The organism is Sediminicola sp. 1XM1-17, from assembly GCF_037203765.1.
GTDB lineage: Bacteria > Bacteroidota > Bacteroidia > Flavobacteriales > Flavobacteriaceae > Sediminicola.
Window position 1 is genome coordinate 191,551 of the sequence record NZ_JBBCAS010000002.1, and the last position, 15,525, is coordinate 207,075.

A 15,525-nucleotide genomic window follows, 5' to 3' on the forward strand; every position below is an offset into this window, starting at 1 on the left:
AATTTGTGCAAAGATAGGTACTCTTTGCTAGTGGAAGTAATAGAATCGTTAGAAGTATATTTTGGAAGGAATACGAATACTTTGACCTCAAGGAAGATTCCATTGTAATATGTATAAAAAAACCTCGGTTACCATTGTGGCAACCGAGGTCATAAAATGATTTTTTTTCCTAAAGCTTAATCGGTAATCGTAAGGACTCCTGTCATTAGGGCATGGAATTCACAATTATAATACAAGGTGTCCGGTGCGTCTGCAGGAACCGTGAAAGTTACCGTGCCGTTTACCGTCCCATTGTTGGTCACACCTGAGCTATATGCATTTGCAGTCCCCGTTCCCTTTACGTCTTTTATGTAAAATGGATGACCTGGTGTATTAACAGTAAACGTATAGGTCTCTCCTCTTTTCAGGGTAAGGGCCGGGTTGTTTACATCGGAAAGTCCTTCGCCATTAAAAATATAAGCCGTAGCATCTTGATTGGTAACATTATAATTTTTTGAGGACGTAGTTCCTTCATTGGCCCCTATATTGCCCTGAGCTACAATGGTTGCCAGATCGCTATCGCTTAAATGCACATTAATATAGGCATCTATGGTCAACAGTTCATCATAGGTTACTGATGCTCCTCCCACCAAGGAAGCTACTTGAGTCTGACTTATCCCGGTAGCACCGTCAACAGCAGTCAATCCTGCAATGATTTCCCCTGTGGTTGCCACATCATTGGCATGTATGTGGGCGGGATGGATACCACCTGCTGTAGTACCAATCAATTCCAAAGTTACCAAAGTGGTACCATTTACCCTTTCTGCAAAATTAGCTGTTCCACTTATCCCCGCAACATCTTTCTCTACCAGATCGTAGGTTTTGGAGGTTCCTGTTAATTCATTCTGACCTATATCTCCTTGTGCAACAATTGTTGCTAGGGCATCAACACTGAGGTGTACATTTATATATCCGTTGAATTCCAAGACTTGGTCATATCCAAAAGTAGTCCCATCATCCAATGTAGCTACATTGGAATAACTTAAGCCCGTATTACCATCAACACTTGCAAAGGTATATGCTATTGCTCCGCCCTCTGCTGCTGTATTCAAATGGATGTGTGCAGGGTGCATTCCATTGTCGGGCGTATTGTTGATATTCAGTACAGCAAGGGCTTCCCCATTGACTCTTTCAAAAAAGGTAGCGGTACCATTTATACCAGCTACAGCTTTTTCATCTAAGGCATACTCCTTGCTTTCTCCAGTTAATTCATTTTGACCGATATCTCCTTGCGCAACAAGCGTCCCAAGCTCCTCTGCACTTAGATGTACATTGATATAACCGTCAAATTCCAATAGCTGGTCATAGGTAATTGTTGAATTATCATCCAAGGCCTTTACAGTCACAGTACTTTTTCCCGTGTCACCATTAACAGTTCCCAATGTTAAAGCAATATCACCACCTTCAGCTGCCGTGTTAAAATGTATATGGGCCGGGTGCATTCCTCCAGCTGGAGTGTTTTGCAATTCCAATTCAATGGTAACGGAATTGTCTGTGTTTTCAATAAATTTGGCCGTACCTGAAATGTCGGCATTCGCCTGAGCACCTAGGTCGTACGTTTTGGATTGGCCAGTGGCAGATACACCACCGTTGTCATCAGGAATTACTACTCCGTCATCATCTTTGCTACAGCCGACCATCAAGGACAAGGTCAAAGCCGCAATAGCAAAAGGCTTAAGTTGTTTTAAAAAGTACATAGATTATATTTTTTAGGTTATACTGTTAATTGTAACTCAAATCTAGTCTGCGTGTAAGATTATACCGATAAATTAATCTTAAAGAATGTTAAAGAAACATTAAAACGTTGTTTTTGAATTTTGATAGGACACCATCTTTTGACATTTGAGTTAAAAAGTGCTACATCTTGAAAATTTATGAAGCACAAAATTAAAGAATTCCTGAATTTTAGAAGATGATGTAAGTCATTCTTCCCATATTAAAAGGTTGAAACTTATAATTTTAGAAAATGAACTTACATCGGGTTGGCACAAAAAAAAGACCGTCAAAAAAGACGGTCTTAAAGTATTAATTCAGGTGCCTTCAACAGAAGGTTGCCTTTTATATTAGGAAGCTATGGACACCAAGACCAAATCAAAGGTTAGATCTTGTCCCGCCAATGGGTGATTGGCATCTATGATGATATGATCATCTCCAACTTCCGCAACGCGCAATTGGTTTTCTGACCCATCAGGATTTTTGGCCATCAATCCCATTCCTACTTCAGGTTTAATGTCTGCTGGAAGATCTGCTTTGCTCACTTTATGGAACATTTCCTTGTTGACATCCCCATAAGCTTCTTCTTTGGGAATGGTAACAGTTTTCTTTTCATTTGGCTCCATATCGATCAAACCTTTTTCAAAACCAGGAATAAGGCTTCCTTGCCCCAAGGTTACTTTTATAGGTTCTCTTTCCAATGAACTGTCAAAAACTTGACCGTTGCTTAATTTTCCAGTATAGTGTACTTCTACCGTGTCATTCTCTTTTACTCTACTCATAAATCTTTGTCTCTAATTTTCAATCTTTTAAAACAGTACAAAACTATGGGTTCTATATTGCCTAGACGAATTATTGTCGATAAATCCCCGGTATTTTACAAAAACTTAACATTATCATTGAATTCATAAAAAAAGAGAGCTATTTGCTCCCTTTAAATCTTCATTATTTATTTTAAAATCAAAAAAAGGCGCTAATTTTTCTACACTGTAGGGGCACTCATAATAAATTCATGGTTTTCTTTTGTTGCAACAGCCCTTTGGTCGTCTTCCAAAATTCTTTCGACGTGTGATTGGGCCCATGGGTATATATTTCCTTGTCTATAAAGGAATCCACCAAGAGTTCAATATAGTCCAGTTGATCGTTTTGACCTTGTACATGTTTAAAGGCCATACTCCAATTTTTGAATTCACGTTTTTCTATAAGTCCATGTGACAATAGTTGCACTTGGATATGGCGTTTGTCCAAGGAAATCTTATCAAAAAGTTGTAAAACCTTAATCTGGTTTCCCTCCAAATATTGTATGAACTCCCCCTCGTAGTACAGTAGGCAACCAGATATATTATGGGCACTGTTGTGCAATCTAGCCTTTTCCAGTATCCCTTCTATATCAGCAAAACTGAGACCTGGTGCGGCCTTCGATTTATAGACAAGACAAAACATAATCATTCTATTTTTGGTGGTTATCTATCCATAAATATAACTTTTCTATTCATATTAATGGAACCGATCTAAAATAGTTATCACCCATTTGTGTTGATAATTAGCGTATTAGATAGATTTCTATGTAGCTGTTGACATAATAATTGGAGCTCTTTTCTGAATGCGGAACCTAACTTTTAATGGTCGCCAAAATCATTTCATAAGTTTTAATTGCTCCGGCCTCATTATTTATTGTTAGACGGGAATTCCAGTTATCACGTATCAATAAACCAAAAAAAAGGAAGGCTTTTTGGCCTCCCTTTTTTGATATGAATAAGCTCTTTAGAATTTAATTATTTAAGCTCGCGTCCAAAACGATTTCCGCTTTCAGTAATTTTGATATCGGACAAACCTCTTTTGCTTTTTGGGCCACTGCCTTAAATTTTTCTTCCGAGATTCCAGGCACTTTACCTTTAAGATCCAAGTTGATGGTTGTAACGCTGCCGTCCGCAAAGCTAACTGTTGCTTCTACATCCAAAACGTCCGGAGTAAATCCTTCCTCCCCCAATAAAAAACTAAGTTGCATGGCAAAACAGCCTGCGTGTGCCGCACCAACCAATTCTTCCGGATTGGTTCCCTTGCCATCTTCAAACCTAGTGTTAAATGAATATTGGGTCTTGTCCAATACCCCACTGGCCGTGGTTAAATTTCCTTTTCCTTCTTTACCGCCGCCCAACCATTGGGCATTTGCTTTTCTAGTGAATTTCATAGAGCTAAATTTTAGAATTATACAATTTTGCTAATTATGCTTCCTGTGCTTCTTCAATGGTATTGTAATCCAAATAACCTTTTACACCACCAGTATAGAAAGTATCTTGGTCCCAATCTGCCAGAGGATGGTTTCCTTCAAAACGCTCCACTAAATCCGGATTGGAAATATATGGTTTACCATAGGCTACCAAATCCGCATCTCCACGTTCAATGACGGCATTTCCCTTTTCTTGGTCAAAACCATTGTTGATCATTAATGTCCCATTGTATAAAGGTCGGTAATGTTTTGCAATTTCACTAACGGCATAAGGAAGATCTGAAACATCGGAGAATGGTTCCGACAAATGGATGTAGGCCAAATCGTAATCATTCAATTTTTTGATGATATAATCGAAGGTAGGAATGGTTTCTTCATCCATGGTAGATCCAAAGGAACCGTGGAGCGACGGATTGAACCTTGCTCCAATTTTATTTTCTGGAATTTCTTGTTTTACCGCGTCCAATACCTCAAAGAAAAAACGGGCCCTATTTTCAATGGAGCCTCCGTACTCGTCTGTTCTTTGGTTCGTTGTCCTATTAAAAAACTGATGGAACAGATAACCGTTCGAAGAGTGTATTTCCACTCCGTCAAATCCAGCTTTCACGGCATTGGCGGCCGCTTTTCTGAAGTCCTCCACAGTCGTTTTAATGTCTTCAATGGTCATGGCCTTTGGGGTTACCGTATCTTTAAATCCTTCGGGAGTAAAAGATTTCTCGTTGGGATTGATGGCGGACGGTGCCAAAGGCAATTTGCCACCATGAAAATCAGGGTGTGACATACTTCCTACGTGCCATAATTGAATATAAATGGTGCCCCCCTTGTCATGGACAGCTTTGGTTACTTTTTTCCAACCATTCACATGCTCTTCCGTGTAGATTCCTGGGGTATTGATATATCCTACGGCATCTTCCGAAACTTGGGACCCCTCTGTTATAATTAACCCAGCAGAGGCTCTTTCAGCATAGTAAGGAGCGTGTAATTCGCCTGTTGGTCTATTGTCATCGTTAAGGGCTCTTCCTCTTGTCATTGGAGCCATGACAACCCTATTTTTTAATGCTAATCCGTTTTTGTTATATGGTTGTAATAATGCTTGTTTCTTATTCATTTCTTATTGCAATTTTTTAATTAATAATTCGGCTACCTTTTCAGAGGAAGCTGGATTTTGCCCTGTGATCAACAAGCCATCTTCCAAGGCGTATGGCTGCCAGTCTCCTACTTTGGAGTAATTACCGCCATTTTCTTTCAACATGTCTTCAATCAAAAATGGAACAACATCTGTCAATTGTACAGCCTCTTCTTCTCCATTGGTAAAGCCTGTGACGTTTTTGCCGTTAACCAAGGGTTTCCCATCGGTTCCCTTGATATTCTTTAAAATGGCAGGGGCGTGGCAAACGAAAGAAATAGGTTTACCATTGCTATTGAAGGATTCTATCAAATCTTTGGAAGTTTTGTCTTCTACCAGGTCCCATAAGAGTCCATGACCCCCTGGATAGAATACAGCATCAAAATCTTTTTGATCTACGGTATCCAATTTTAAGGTGTTGGCCAGTTTTTTCTGGGTTGCTTCATCCTTATCAAACCTTTTTGTAGCTTCTGTGGCAGCATCTTCCGTATCGCTGTTTGGATCTATGGGTGGCTGTCCTCCTTTTGGTGAGGCCAAGGTTACATTATAGCCTTTGTCTGTAAGTTTGTAGTAAGGGGCGGCAAATTCTTCTACCCAAAATCCTGTTTTATTTCCAGTGGATCCCATTTCGGCATTACTGGTCAGTACAAATAATATATTTTTCATAGTGTCTTGAATTTTTGTGAACAACAAAGTTAAAAGTTGAAACTCCCAATCTCCTTGACCTATGTTAAGAAATCATGGAGATATGACCATTTGTCGTCTAATTCTACTTAAACTTTCGGCCGATACCCCCAAATAATTGGCGATATCGTAATTGGCAACACGCTGTTCAATATTGGGATAGGTCCTACAAAATTCCAAATAACGTTCCTTCGTAGACTTTTGTAGTGTAGATAATATGCGGCCTCTCAAAGAAATAAAGGCTCCGGTAACCAGGATTCTAAAATAGCGTTCAAATTTTGGTATGGTCAGGAACAACCGTTCTAGGTCATCGTATGAAATGGCCAATAATGTAGCATCTTCTATTGCCTCTACGTGTAGTTTGGATGGGACATGATTGTAAAATGCATCAAAATCCCCTATCCACCAATTTTCTATTGCAAATTGAATAATATGCTTATCACCGTTATCGTCCAGATAATATCCTTTTAAACATCCTTTGACCACGAAATATTCATTTTGAATATAGGAGCCTGGTTCTACTATTCTTTGTTTCTTGGGAACTTCCAAAAGGGTCAGGACCGCTAAAAATGCTTCCCGCTCTTCTTTGGAAAGCGAAATGTAATTTTGGACATGGGCTAAAATGGCATCGTGCATAAGGAAAACAATAACTTTTCTAAAAGTATCATATTTGAACACAAAAACCAATAAAACGCATTGATGTCATGAGCAACAATGCGCTTTAAATGGACAATACAAGGTTACAAATAGATTTAGAAGGTGTTATGGTTTTATATTTTGGTTTACTTTAAACAAATTGTTTGGATCATACTTCTTTTTGATCTTTACCAATCTGTCGTAATTACCTTTGTAGCTTGCTTTGATACGATCTTGCCCTTCGTCCATCATAAAATTGGAATATGCCCCTCCTGATGCATACGGATGCAGCGCTTCATGATAGTTTTTGCACCATGCGGTAATTTTGTCCGCATTTTTAGGATCTGGATCCACGCCAACAATTACCCCTGCATATTTTGCGTCCCTATAGGCCCAAGGGGTATCTTCTTTCCCAACCCTACTGGCTTTACCGCTTAATGGATAAAGATGCATTTGTGATAAAGGGGTGGGTATTTTGGAGCCGTATTCCAAATGTGCGGCCCGTACCTCAGGTCCCAATTTATGGAAGAAATCTGCTCTCCAATACCATTGCAATCTTGGTGGGAAAAGTCCGTCAAACAAGGTTTGAATGGAAGGATAAGGCATTTCACCTACATGTTGAAAGATGGGGTTTTTGGCCAATACCGGTTTAAAATGTTCATCAAAATTTTTTGGATGTCCGGTATAGCACCAAACAATGCCGCAAAATTGTTTGTTGTGAAGTTCCTCCGGAAAAGGAGGTCCCGGAATGACCAAGGTGGCTATAAATCCGTTCAAATCTTCTGGGGCATTGTGGATAAATTCATCGTACCACGCCATAATTTCCTCAGTTTTCTCAATGGGCCAAAGGGTTGGTCCTCCAATAACGGTTTTGACCACATGGGCCTGAAATTTAAAGGAGGTCACAATTCCAAAATTGCCTCCACCCCCTCTGATGGCCCAGAACAGGTCTGGGTGTTCCTTGGTATTGACCGTGACAAAGGATCCATCTGCCAACACCATATCGGCTTCCAAAAGGTTGTCTATGGTAAGACCAAATTTGCGTGTTAGATAACCAACTCCTCCTCCAAGGGTAAGGCCTCCTACCCCTGTTGTTGAAATGATACCAGCGGGTACGGCTAGTCCGAAAGGATGGGTGGCGTGATCTACTTCCCCCCAGAGATTCCCGCCACCGACCCTAACGGTATTATCATTTGTATCTACCCGTATTGATTTCAAGCCCGATAAGTCAATGACCAGTCCGCCATCACAGAGTCCCAAACCACCTCCATTATGGCCACCTCCACGAATGGCCAATAAAAGATCATTCTCCCTTGCAAAGTTTACAGCATAAATGACATCGGCCACATCCACGCACTTAACCACCATGGCTGGATATTTGTCGATCATGGCATTGTAGACCTTTCGGGTCTCGTTATAAGAAGCATCGGACGGGACTACGATTTTTCCTCTCAATCTTGTTCTGAATTCTTCGATTTTTGACGGTACTACGTCCTCCATTGTCTGTGACATTCTGTTTGTTTTTTTTTAATTAGGTTAGCACTGATCCTATTGTCCCATGCCCATATGGCATGTTATCCGTCTTTACCATTTATTCTTTTTCTACCATAGGAAAGGCATCCAAAGGCTCCTCAAAGGCTATAAATAGCACACAGGGTCCCTCGTCTCCGCACTTGGCAACATGAGGCTTTGTTGCCGGACCAAAAGCGTAAGATCCAGATTTCATGGTTATTTCCTTTTCTCCATCATAGGTCACGTGCAAAAGGCCCGAAACCAAGATCATTCGTTCTGCGGAGTTATGCCAATGTTTCGGGATGTCCGAATTGGCGGGAACCTTAAAGAAAATGTCCACATTGTTTTTTGCGGGATCACCGTGTAATACGGCAATTCCACAACCCTCCGGCATAAATGGCGGACAGGGTCCCCATTGTATCCCAGGATCAGTATGGGATTTGACCGAGGACATTTCTAGATCCATTTCATTGGATTGTTGCCCATTGATCGCAGTTATATTCAGCATGAATATGAACATGAACATCGTAGCTAAACTTGAAAATAGGTGTTTGTTTTTCATGGTTATAAATTTTAAGTTAATGTAAATGATAGACAAAAAATATGCGGGGGATATCAATCCCTATGGCCCTAACGAGGGCATAGGTATGATTTGGTCAAAATTCTTTCAATCCAATCTCGAGCCTTAGAAAATGGGCTTTTGTGGGGGTGTGGAGTATGGTAATAAAGTTAAGAAGATAAAACCTGACGGACTATCAATTTTGGTTCAAAAAAGTGCATTTTTGAACCATATTGGATAAATATGGCAAATGGTTTAGGCGAAGTACTTCTGAAGGTATTTGGATGGTAGAATGCCAAAATTGGCCTGGAAACATTTCGAGAAATAGGCAGGACTGTTAAAACCGGTCTCAAAGGCTATTTCCGAGATGGTTCCTTGTCTATGGTGTAATAATTGTAAAGCGCGCTGTAAACGAAAGCCTTTTAAAAAAATATTAGGAGACTGATCGGTAATCTCTATCATCTTCCTGTAGAACTGTGACTTGCTAAAACCCAATTCGTTACCGAAAGCCCCGACATGGAGATCTGTTTTTTGCCACGTTTTGTCCAGATAATCAATCAAATGGTTCAAAAATTTTTCTTCTGCGCTGTTGATGGTCCTAATTTTGGAAAGGTCCATAACATGGTTTGGATTTTCTTGTTCCAATAAAGACTTCACCTCCGTTGAAACAACAATATTTCCTTTGACAAAATCTGACATTCGTTGTGCGGATTTTATGGTTGCTTCAAAAATATCCTCCCTATCGGTAACGGGTACTCCTGCGTCCAAACCAATGGAGACCTTGGTATTGGAACTGGTACATTCCCCAACTTCTTTCTGAATATGTACGGCGCATTCAACCGCCCTTGATACAGATTGAAAAGAGACCAGAAATGATCCTGAATTTTTACGTACCACATGGCCTCCGTGTTCCTTCAAGATGTTGCAGATGGCAGCATAAAGGCGTTGAAAAAGCTGACTATTTGCGCTTTTGAAGTTATCTTTTAAAGAAATAGGTTTTAGGCAAATATTCATTATTGTCCTAAATGCCGGATCATTGATAACATGTATTAACTCATTTTCCGCCTTTTTTGGATCTTCGATACGGCCTAAAAAGGATTCAACAATAACGCTGTCCACTTCAATGATTTTGTGTGGAATTTCACCATGGGCATGGTGGTGCATCTTTTCTATCGCCTGTTTATTTGGGGCCTCAATCAAACAAAAGGCCATCTTGCGTTGATCATCGAACCAGTACGTAAGACCCTTACAGCCATAAAGGTGTTCTATTTTAATATCTTCTATATGCAACTTTGCGACGTGCTCCGCGGTAACGGTTTCCGAAACGTCATGGCGATCCATATAGATAGGCATATTCCTTTATTTTTTATACAATGTAGTGATTTTTAAGCAGTTATTGTGATTTCTTACTATAAATAATAGCTTGGTATCATCCTAGCATATCCCTACTGTCCCAAAAGGTTCAATGGGTTTTTTTTCAAAGATATTTAGCGTTTATTTCCTTCAAAATGGCTTTAGCGGCTATTTCTCCCGTGATCATGGCAGCGTTCAAGGATCCGTACAATTGTTGATCTCCTGCTACATAAATGGTAGGTGACCATCGGAGCTGTTCGGGCGTCACCGTATATGGTAGATTGGAAAGTTGGGGCAGAGCTTCCTTGATGTGATAACTTTTTAGGAATGTAGTTTCGTGAATACCACATAAGGTTCTCAATTCCTCCATTACCCGCTTTGTGAGTTCGGTTTCATTTAAGCGGTGCTCCTTTACCACGGTGACAGATAGCAGTTCATCTTCTCCGCGTTTTTCCGAGTCGAGACTCGTATGAAAAAAAATGTTATTTATTATGGCATTTTGATCTGCAACCAATCCGATAAGTGGTCTTTTTATATTTCTTTTCGGGGTAGTAAAATAAAAAGTATGGCAGCTTTTCCAATGTGTGGACCTTTCTGTTATATTGGGTACCAAATTGGAGGGGTCTGTTGCGATTAAGGTAAAGTCACTTTGTAGTTCCCTTCCATCTTTTAAAATCAGTTTACCTTCCAATACCTGCAGTACCGATGAAGAATAGTTGATGTTCGTATTTTTGAGCTTGGAAACCAGCTGTTCTGCTATGGCACCAATGCCAGCTTTGGGCAGGACAGCAAGCCCCTCCCCAAACATCTTGTAGATAAATTGGAACATCCTACTGGAGGTTCCCAAATGGGGCTCTAGGAAGATCCCGCTAAAAAAAGGTTTAAAAAAAGAGGTTATAATGTCGTCGCTAAATCCTTTTTCCTTTAAAAATTCGAGGGTGCTTTTTTCTTCGGAAGCAAATAACTGTTCTAAGGACATGCCCTTAAGTTCCCGATCGAGTTTCAGTATTTTTAATTTATCCGAAAAATTGCCAATGTTAGCAAACAGGGTGGGAAACAAAAGTGACACAGCTCTCAAAGGATCCCCTAATGTATTTTGGTCCCCGTTTTTGAAAATCACGGCTCCTGGAAGAAATTTTTGGAGATGTAGGGCCTTAAAATCCAAATATTTTTTGGCCATGGGGTAAGCATCCAGGAGTACCTGGAATCCATGATCCAATTGATATCCGTTAAATAGATCCGTTTTTACACGGCCCCCTGCCCTATCTGTTGCCTCGTATATCGTGGCACTGTAGCCTTCATTTTCCAAAACTTGTGCAGCAATAAGGCCACTGACACCTGCACCGATGATATTGATTTTATATGCCACCTTCTCCATTTCAATTTTTGGTAAAAATAAAGAATTGCCTGGAAAATCCTTGAGGGGACTTCTTGGAATCAGAATTGAAGGTGATATAAAATGGAGGTATGATTCTAATGTTTTATCTTTGATAGGATCATAGACATACCCTCTACTCTTACATAAATTATGGATGGACTTTTCTTTCTGACCTTATTTTCATCCCTATCTTTCCTATTTTTTGGTGTTGGTTGTTTCTTTTCTCCCAGGATGAAACTGGAGTTTATCCGATACGGTCTCAATAGGCAGCAACGCCTTCTCACAGGCTTGCTCCAGATATTGGGAAGCTTGGGTCTGTTGTTGGGATTATTTATGTCCCCCATTCTCTGTTTAGTGGCATCATTGGGACTGTTTTTATTGATGCTTCTCGGCCTGATGGTCCGTATCAGGATCAAGGATAGCATACTAAAGTCTTCTCCGGCATTGATCTATGCCCTGATCAATTTATTTTTGGCTTCCGCATATTATGGATTGATTTTCATGGATTGAGGGGAAATCTTACCCTGTAAAGGCAATGATGAGACACATGGTTAAGAAAAGTAATGCAGGAAAAGATTTGATCATGGGATCTTTGATCTTTAAATGCATCAATACAGATCCGCTCAACAAAATTGCCAATCCCAATGCAGCAGGCTGCTTCAATTCGGGATAAAGGATAGCAGCCAATAAGGCCAGGGCCAAAGCTACTTTCAGGGTGCCAACCACATAGCACATCCAAACGGGCAATCCGTAAGCTTTAAACTCTTCTACAATGGTCGTTGCGTTGCCTCCTCGCCATTTGGTAGGCTTGTTTTTCTGTACAAGCCAAACATTCAAGATGCTTAGCCCTACGATGATTTGAAGAATAGTAATGATATAGTTCATAAACTGAAATTTATTAATTGATCTCAATAGAAATCCATCTAAATTTCGTAAAAAAATATTAAAAAGTACTTTTTTGCACCAATCTTATAAAAGAATTAAGAAAATCATCTGTACTTCTGGAACGACCAGACCATTAGGTATCATCCAACATGCGCCCCATTCTTCCTGAGAATCTGGAAAAAATCAGCACCTTCTTTTTTGAATTGATGAAGTACACCCCTGTCAATAGAATAGCGGCAGCTAAAACGGACTGTAGGGTAATCTGTTCTTCCAAAAAGTACCATCCCAAAAGCATGGCAATGATTGGGTTGACATAGGCAGAGGTGGCTACCTTTTCGGTAGATACCACTTTTAATAGATAATTAAAGGAGGTAAAGGCAGCAATACTTCCAAATAATATGAGTCCAATTATGGAGGCCTGTACCTTAAAACTCCAATTTAGCGGCGATATCCATGTTTCACCAACGGCAACGCTTGAAATGGACAACATGATACCCCCAAAAAGCATTTGATATCCCGTATTGATAAAATAATTGGGTGGCAAATCGGCCTTCGCAACAAAGAGGCTACCGATACTCCAACTCAAGATACAGGTAAAGATCATAATGATCCCCAAAGTACTACCTTCCTGGGTACTCAACTGCTGTTGACTCACCAATAGATAAATCCCAATAAAGCCAAGGACTATCCCAACTACCGACATGATCCTGATTTTTTTGCCCTGGAAAAATCGCATCAGAAGCAAGATGATCAAGGGCTGGGTGGAAGCTTCAAGGGCGGCAAACCCGCTATCTACATATTTCAGTGCCCAAACCACCACCCCATTCCCGTAGGTTAGGAACAAAAATCCTGATATGATGCAGTTTTTGATCTGAGGTCTGGTAATGGTCAATGGAAGACCCAACAACTTGGCTATGATAAAAATGAGTGTTCCGGCGGTAATAAACCGTATAGCGGCCAACATTAATGGTGGGAGTTCAGTTACGGCGATCTTGTTCAAGAGATAGGTACTCCCCCAAAATACATAGATGGAAAAAAATGCAAGAACAATAATAATCGCTGTATTTGGCCTAGCTTTAAAAATGTTCTTGATCATTGTTATATTCCTTCTGTAATTGGCTTTCCCGTATCGGGTCTGCAAATATCTTGAAATAAAATAATTAGATGGTGGAGTTAATTAAATATTTAGAAAATAAAAAAGGAAGCAAAATTAATTGCTCCCTTTTTTATAAAGCTTATTTAATGGTTATTCCATCACTTCAAGTTTAAAATCTTCAGTGGTTTTATTGGCAGCCACTATAACAACACTATAAGCTGTAACGGTTTTATATACAACCATCTCAGTATCCGTTTGAACTTCCAATTCAACAACCACATCATATGTCCCAGCTTCTAAGCCTAATATGGTATACATTCCGGTTTCATCAGAAAAAGTAGCTATAATTGAAGCATCCGCAGAGAAATCAGAACCTTCAGGGAAAATGGATACTTGGGCACCTTCCAACGGAATTATTTCACCTCCGTTATCCGTAGTAATCATTCCCGTCAAAGTTCCTGTAGTTGATAAATTTGAAGCTTTGATAACAGGATTAAAATTAAAACCTGTGATGCCTCCTTCAACTTTTCTGTTTCCTTTGGCCACAAACGATTTGCTCACATCGAAATCTAAAAGCAGGTCTGCAGTAAGTCCACCATCAACAACAATGTTAGGCTCTACAAAGACCTTTATCCCAGAAGACGCCCCGCTAGGCACCTTTAAATCATATACGGTACCGTCCGTAAGTACAATATTAATACCTTTAACATAGACTCTAAATTGGTCATAAGATCCAACAGGAACTTCGGTATCCACCAAAGTTGTAGTGATTCCATTGGTAAGGTCTAAAAGATTCACTTCCATTTCCTCCTCCATTAACAGAAGATAGGGGGCATTATTTTCATCCGTACCTTCACCTTTGGACCTGGCTTCAATTTTAAAAATGGTCACATTTGCTTCCGCGACTAGATCGTGGGGAAAAGGAGCATCTGTAAGTTGTATGGCAATCCTACCAAATTCGTTTTCTTTGTTATTATCGGTACTACAGCTTAAAAATGCCAATGATAGGCCTAAGAATAAAAGGTAAATAGATTTAATTTTCATCATTTCAGATTTTAATTGGGGTTCAACTAACTTTCTTATTTACGTAGGTAAGGGCTTAAAAGGATGTACAGAGGGAACTAGTAAGGGAGGTTTTTTTGATATTTTCGATGAACTGCAGCTTTTCCCTAATTTTTTTGGAATTTTAAAAATGCCCGGTATAGTTAACTTAATTCAGGATACTTATAGTTTTTGATACATCACATAAGCGTTGGTATACCCGTTGATGGGATGATTGAAAGCCTCAGGTATTTCTCCAATAATCTGAAACCCAAGTTTGGTCCATAATTTCACTGCGGGTTCATTGCTTTTGATGACCATATTGAACTGCATGGCCCTATAGCCCAATCTTCTGGCTTCTTCCAAAGAATAAAGTCCCATAGTATACCCAATTCCTTTGCCATGAGCATCTGGGTGTGTCATAAAGGATGCGTTGGCCACATGGGAGCCATTGTCGGGAATATTGTCCTTGATCAGGAAGGTACCCATTATTTTATGGTCCAATAAGGCCACAAAGGTATGCTTATCTTTCGGGCACCAGTAATTAATCATTTTTTCCCTGCTGGAGTCGGGATAGAATACATAACTGTTCCCAGTTTTTATTACATTTTTTATAATGTCCCAGATGGCATCCTGGTCTTCGACCTTTGCCTTGCGTATCAGTAAATCCACCTTTGCGTGCTTTAAAATAAAGAAACAATTTAGTGTAAATTATAATGTAATCTGAAACAAACTTACCGTGGCATTGTGGTAATGTTTGGGAAGGGACTTTGTGTCTTTCAATTTGGATAGCCCTAAAAATTTGAACCCACATTTCTGGTAGTATGAAATAAGGCCAAAATTCTCACCCACCGTATCCATTCGTACATAATCCAGGTGGTTATCAAGGGCATACCCTTTGGCCCATGATACAATGTACTGCACCAGTTGGTTTCCCCTAAACTCTGGATTGGTGGCTATTCTATGAATATAAAGGGCATTGTCCCTGTCCTTTTCTTGCCAAATTTCGGGATCCTTGAACGTTACTGCCCAAATGCAGGCCACCTTTTGGTCTATGATCAACTTCCATTGCCTGTTTTCAGATATTTCCCTGGCTATCATTTCCATCGAAAATTCGGGCCACTCCGTACATTTTTTTGTTTTTTGATAAGCAACAGCAAGCCGATACAACCTAAAGATTTCAGGTATATCGGCCTTGGTACTATTGACAATCTTTATTGGCAGCAAAATAGTTATCTTACCTACCGAAGATAGCTAATTCGCTTATCTCTAC

General features: G+C 39.9%; 17 protein-coding genes. 1 reads left to right on the forward strand and 16 read right to left on the reverse strand.

All coding sequences use genetic code 11. From position 1 onward, the window contains the following. Nucleotides 1-176: 176 nt before the first annotated feature. The 11 genes from WAA86_RS03820 to WAA86_RS03870 all read right to left on the reverse strand — a co-directional run bounded on the left by WAA86_RS03820 (nt 177) and on the right by WAA86_RS03870 (nt 11,230). Nucleotides 177-1,736 carry a cupredoxin domain-containing protein gene (locus WAA86_RS03820; protein ID WP_337299655.1) on the reverse strand — a complete coding sequence of 520 codons (1,560 nt, stop codon included), beginning with the start codon at nt 1,734-1,736 and terminating at the stop codon, nt 177-179. 366 nt (nt 1,737-2,102) lie between these two features. Continuing rightward, nucleotides 2,103-2,534, reverse strand: coding sequence for an FKBP-type peptidyl-prolyl cis-trans isomerase (locus tag WAA86_RS03825; RefSeq protein WP_337299656.1), 432 nt, complete (start codon nt 2,532-2,534; stop codon nt 2,103-2,105). A 217-nt stretch (nt 2,535-2,751) separates the two neighbouring features. Then, complete coding sequence (locus WAA86_RS03830) at nt 2,752-3,195, reverse strand: BLUF domain-containing protein (protein WP_337299657.1); 444 nt, start codon at nt 3,193-3,195, stop codon at nt 2,752-2,754. A gap of 328 nt (nt 3,196-3,523) precedes the next feature. Beyond that, nucleotides 3,524-3,943, reverse strand: coding sequence for an OsmC family protein (locus WAA86_RS03835; RefSeq protein WP_337299658.1), 420 nt, complete (start codon nt 3,941-3,943; stop codon nt 3,524-3,526). A 34-nt stretch (nt 3,944-3,977) separates the two neighbouring features. Further along, a complete protein-coding gene (locus WAA86_RS03840) occupies nt 3,978-5,090 on the reverse strand; it encodes an alkene reductase (RefSeq protein WP_337299659.1) in 1,113 nt (370 codons plus the stop codon). Between the two features lie 3 nt (nt 5,091-5,093). After that, nucleotides 5,094-5,774: a type 1 glutamine amidotransferase domain-containing protein gene (locus tag WAA86_RS03845; protein ID WP_337299660.1), complete on the reverse strand. Its 681-nt coding sequence runs from the start codon at nt 5,772-5,774 to the stop codon at nt 5,094-5,096. A gap of 72 nt (nt 5,775-5,846) precedes the next feature. Next, nucleotides 5,847-6,470 (reverse strand): Crp/Fnr family transcriptional regulator, encoded by a 624-nt coding sequence (locus WAA86_RS03850; RefSeq protein WP_337299661.1) that lies wholly within the window; start codon nt 6,468-6,470, stop codon nt 5,847-5,849. Between the two features lie 84 nt (nt 6,471-6,554). Beyond that, nucleotides 6,555-7,940, reverse strand: coding sequence for an FAD-binding oxidoreductase (locus tag WAA86_RS03855; RefSeq protein WP_337299662.1), 1,386 nt, complete (start codon nt 7,938-7,940; stop codon nt 6,555-6,557). Between the two features lie 79 nt (nt 7,941-8,019). After that, nucleotides 8,020-8,502 (reverse strand): cupin domain-containing protein, encoded by a 483-nt coding sequence (locus WAA86_RS03860; RefSeq protein WP_337299663.1) that lies wholly within the window; start codon nt 8,500-8,502, stop codon nt 8,020-8,022. Between the two features lie 252 nt (nt 8,503-8,754). Beyond that, nucleotides 8,755-9,852, reverse strand: a complete 1,098-nt coding sequence (locus WAA86_RS03865) for a nickel-binding protein (RefSeq protein WP_337299664.1) — start codon at nt 9,850-9,852, stop codon at nt 8,755-8,757. Nucleotides 9,853-9,976: 124 nt separating this feature from the next. Beyond that, the gene (locus tag WAA86_RS03870) at nt 9,977-11,230 is read right to left on the reverse strand and encodes an NAD(P)/FAD-dependent oxidoreductase (RefSeq protein ID WP_337299665.1); all 1,254 of its coding nucleotides are present in this window, start codon (nt 11,228-11,230) and stop codon (nt 9,977-9,979) included. Between the two features lie 150 nt (nt 11,231-11,380). On the opposite strand from WAA86_RS03870, the gene WAA86_RS03875 reads away from it, so the two are divergent. Next, complete coding sequence (locus WAA86_RS03875) at nt 11,381-11,740, forward strand: DoxX family protein (RefSeq protein WP_337299666.1); 360 nt, start codon at nt 11,381-11,383, stop codon at nt 11,738-11,740. 9 nt (nt 11,741-11,749) lie between these two features. On the opposite strand, the gene WAA86_RS03880 is transcribed toward WAA86_RS03875, so the two are convergent. The 5 genes from WAA86_RS03880 to WAA86_RS03900 form a co-directional block, all read right to left on the reverse strand. Then, nucleotides 11,750-12,115, reverse strand: a complete 366-nt coding sequence (locus tag WAA86_RS03880; RefSeq protein ID WP_337299667.1) for a DoxX family protein — start codon at nt 12,113-12,115, stop codon at nt 11,750-11,752. A 133-nt stretch (nt 12,116-12,248) separates the two neighbouring features. Then, nucleotides 12,249-13,211, reverse strand: coding sequence for an EamA family transporter (locus tag WAA86_RS03885; RefSeq protein WP_337299668.1), 963 nt, complete (start codon nt 13,209-13,211; stop codon nt 12,249-12,251). A 150-nt stretch (nt 13,212-13,361) separates the two neighbouring features. Further along, entirely contained in the window at nt 13,362-14,258 is an 897-nt protein-coding gene (locus WAA86_RS03890) for a DUF4382 domain-containing protein (RefSeq protein ID WP_337299669.1), read from the reverse strand. Nucleotides 14,259-14,435: 177 nt separating this feature from the next. Further along, complete coding sequence (locus tag WAA86_RS03895; protein ID WP_337299670.1) at nt 14,436-14,924, reverse strand: GNAT family N-acetyltransferase; 489 nt, start codon at nt 14,922-14,924, stop codon at nt 14,436-14,438. 39 nt (nt 14,925-14,963) lie between these two features. Then, nucleotides 14,964-15,353 carry a GNAT family N-acetyltransferase gene (locus WAA86_RS03900; protein WP_337299671.1) on the reverse strand — a complete coding sequence of 130 codons (390 nt, stop codon included), beginning with the start codon at nt 15,351-15,353 and terminating at the stop codon, nt 14,964-14,966. Nucleotides 15,354-15,525 lie beyond the last annotated feature (172 nt).

What these genes read in the sequence shown, in the direction of transcription:
- WAA86_RS03865 (WP_337299664.1), bottom strand. Translation starts at nt 9,852, where the DNA reads ATGCCTATCTATATGGATCGCCATGACGTTTCGGAAACCGTTACCGCG.
- WAA86_RS03870 (WP_337299665.1), bottom strand. Translation starts at nt 11,230, where the DNA reads ATGGAGAAGGTGGCATATAAAATCAATATCATCGGTGCAGGTGTCAGT.
- WAA86_RS03855 (WP_337299662.1), bottom strand. Translation starts at nt 7,940, where the DNA reads ATGTCACAGACAATGGAGGACGTAGTACCGTCAAAAATCGAAGAATTC.
- WAA86_RS03890 (WP_337299669.1), bottom strand. Translation starts at nt 14,258, where the DNA reads ATGATGAAAATTAAATCTATTTACCTTTTATTCTTAGGCCTATCATTG.
- WAA86_RS03885 (WP_337299668.1), bottom strand. Translation starts at nt 13,211, where the DNA reads ATGATCAAGAACATTTTTAAAGCTAGGCCAAATACAGCGATTATTATT.
- WAA86_RS03880 (WP_337299667.1), bottom strand. Translation starts at nt 12,115, where the DNA reads ATGAACTATATCATTACTATTCTTCAAATCATCGTAGGGCTAAGCATC.
- WAA86_RS03825 (WP_337299656.1), bottom strand. Translation starts at nt 2,534, where the DNA reads ATGAGTAGAGTAAAAGAGAATGACACGGTAGAAGTACACTATACTGGA.
- WAA86_RS03845 (WP_337299660.1), bottom strand. Translation starts at nt 5,774, where the DNA reads ATGAAAAATATATTATTTGTACTGACCAGTAATGCCGAAATGGGATCC.
- WAA86_RS03840 (WP_337299659.1), bottom strand. Translation starts at nt 5,090, where the DNA reads ATGAATAAGAAACAAGCATTATTACAACCATATAACAAAAACGGATTA.
- WAA86_RS03875 (WP_337299666.1), top strand. Translation starts at nt 11,381, where the DNA reads ATGGATGGACTTTTCTTTCTGACCTTATTTTCATCCCTATCTTTCCTA.
- WAA86_RS03820 (WP_337299655.1), bottom strand. Translation starts at nt 1,736, where the DNA reads ATGTACTTTTTAAAACAACTTAAGCCTTTTGCTATTGCGGCTTTGACC.
- WAA86_RS03900 (WP_337299671.1), bottom strand. Translation starts at nt 15,353, where the DNA reads ATGATAGCCAGGGAAATATCTGAAAACAGGCAATGGAAGTTGATCATA.
- WAA86_RS03830 (WP_337299657.1), bottom strand. Translation starts at nt 3,195, where the DNA reads ATGTTTTGTCTTGTCTATAAATCGAAGGCCGCACCAGGTCTCAGTTTT.
- WAA86_RS03835 (WP_337299658.1), bottom strand. Translation starts at nt 3,943, where the DNA reads ATGAAATTCACTAGAAAAGCAAATGCCCAATGGTTGGGCGGCGGTAAA.
- WAA86_RS03860 (WP_337299663.1), bottom strand. Translation starts at nt 8,502, where the DNA reads ATGAAAAACAAACACCTATTTTCAAGTTTAGCTACGATGTTCATGTTC.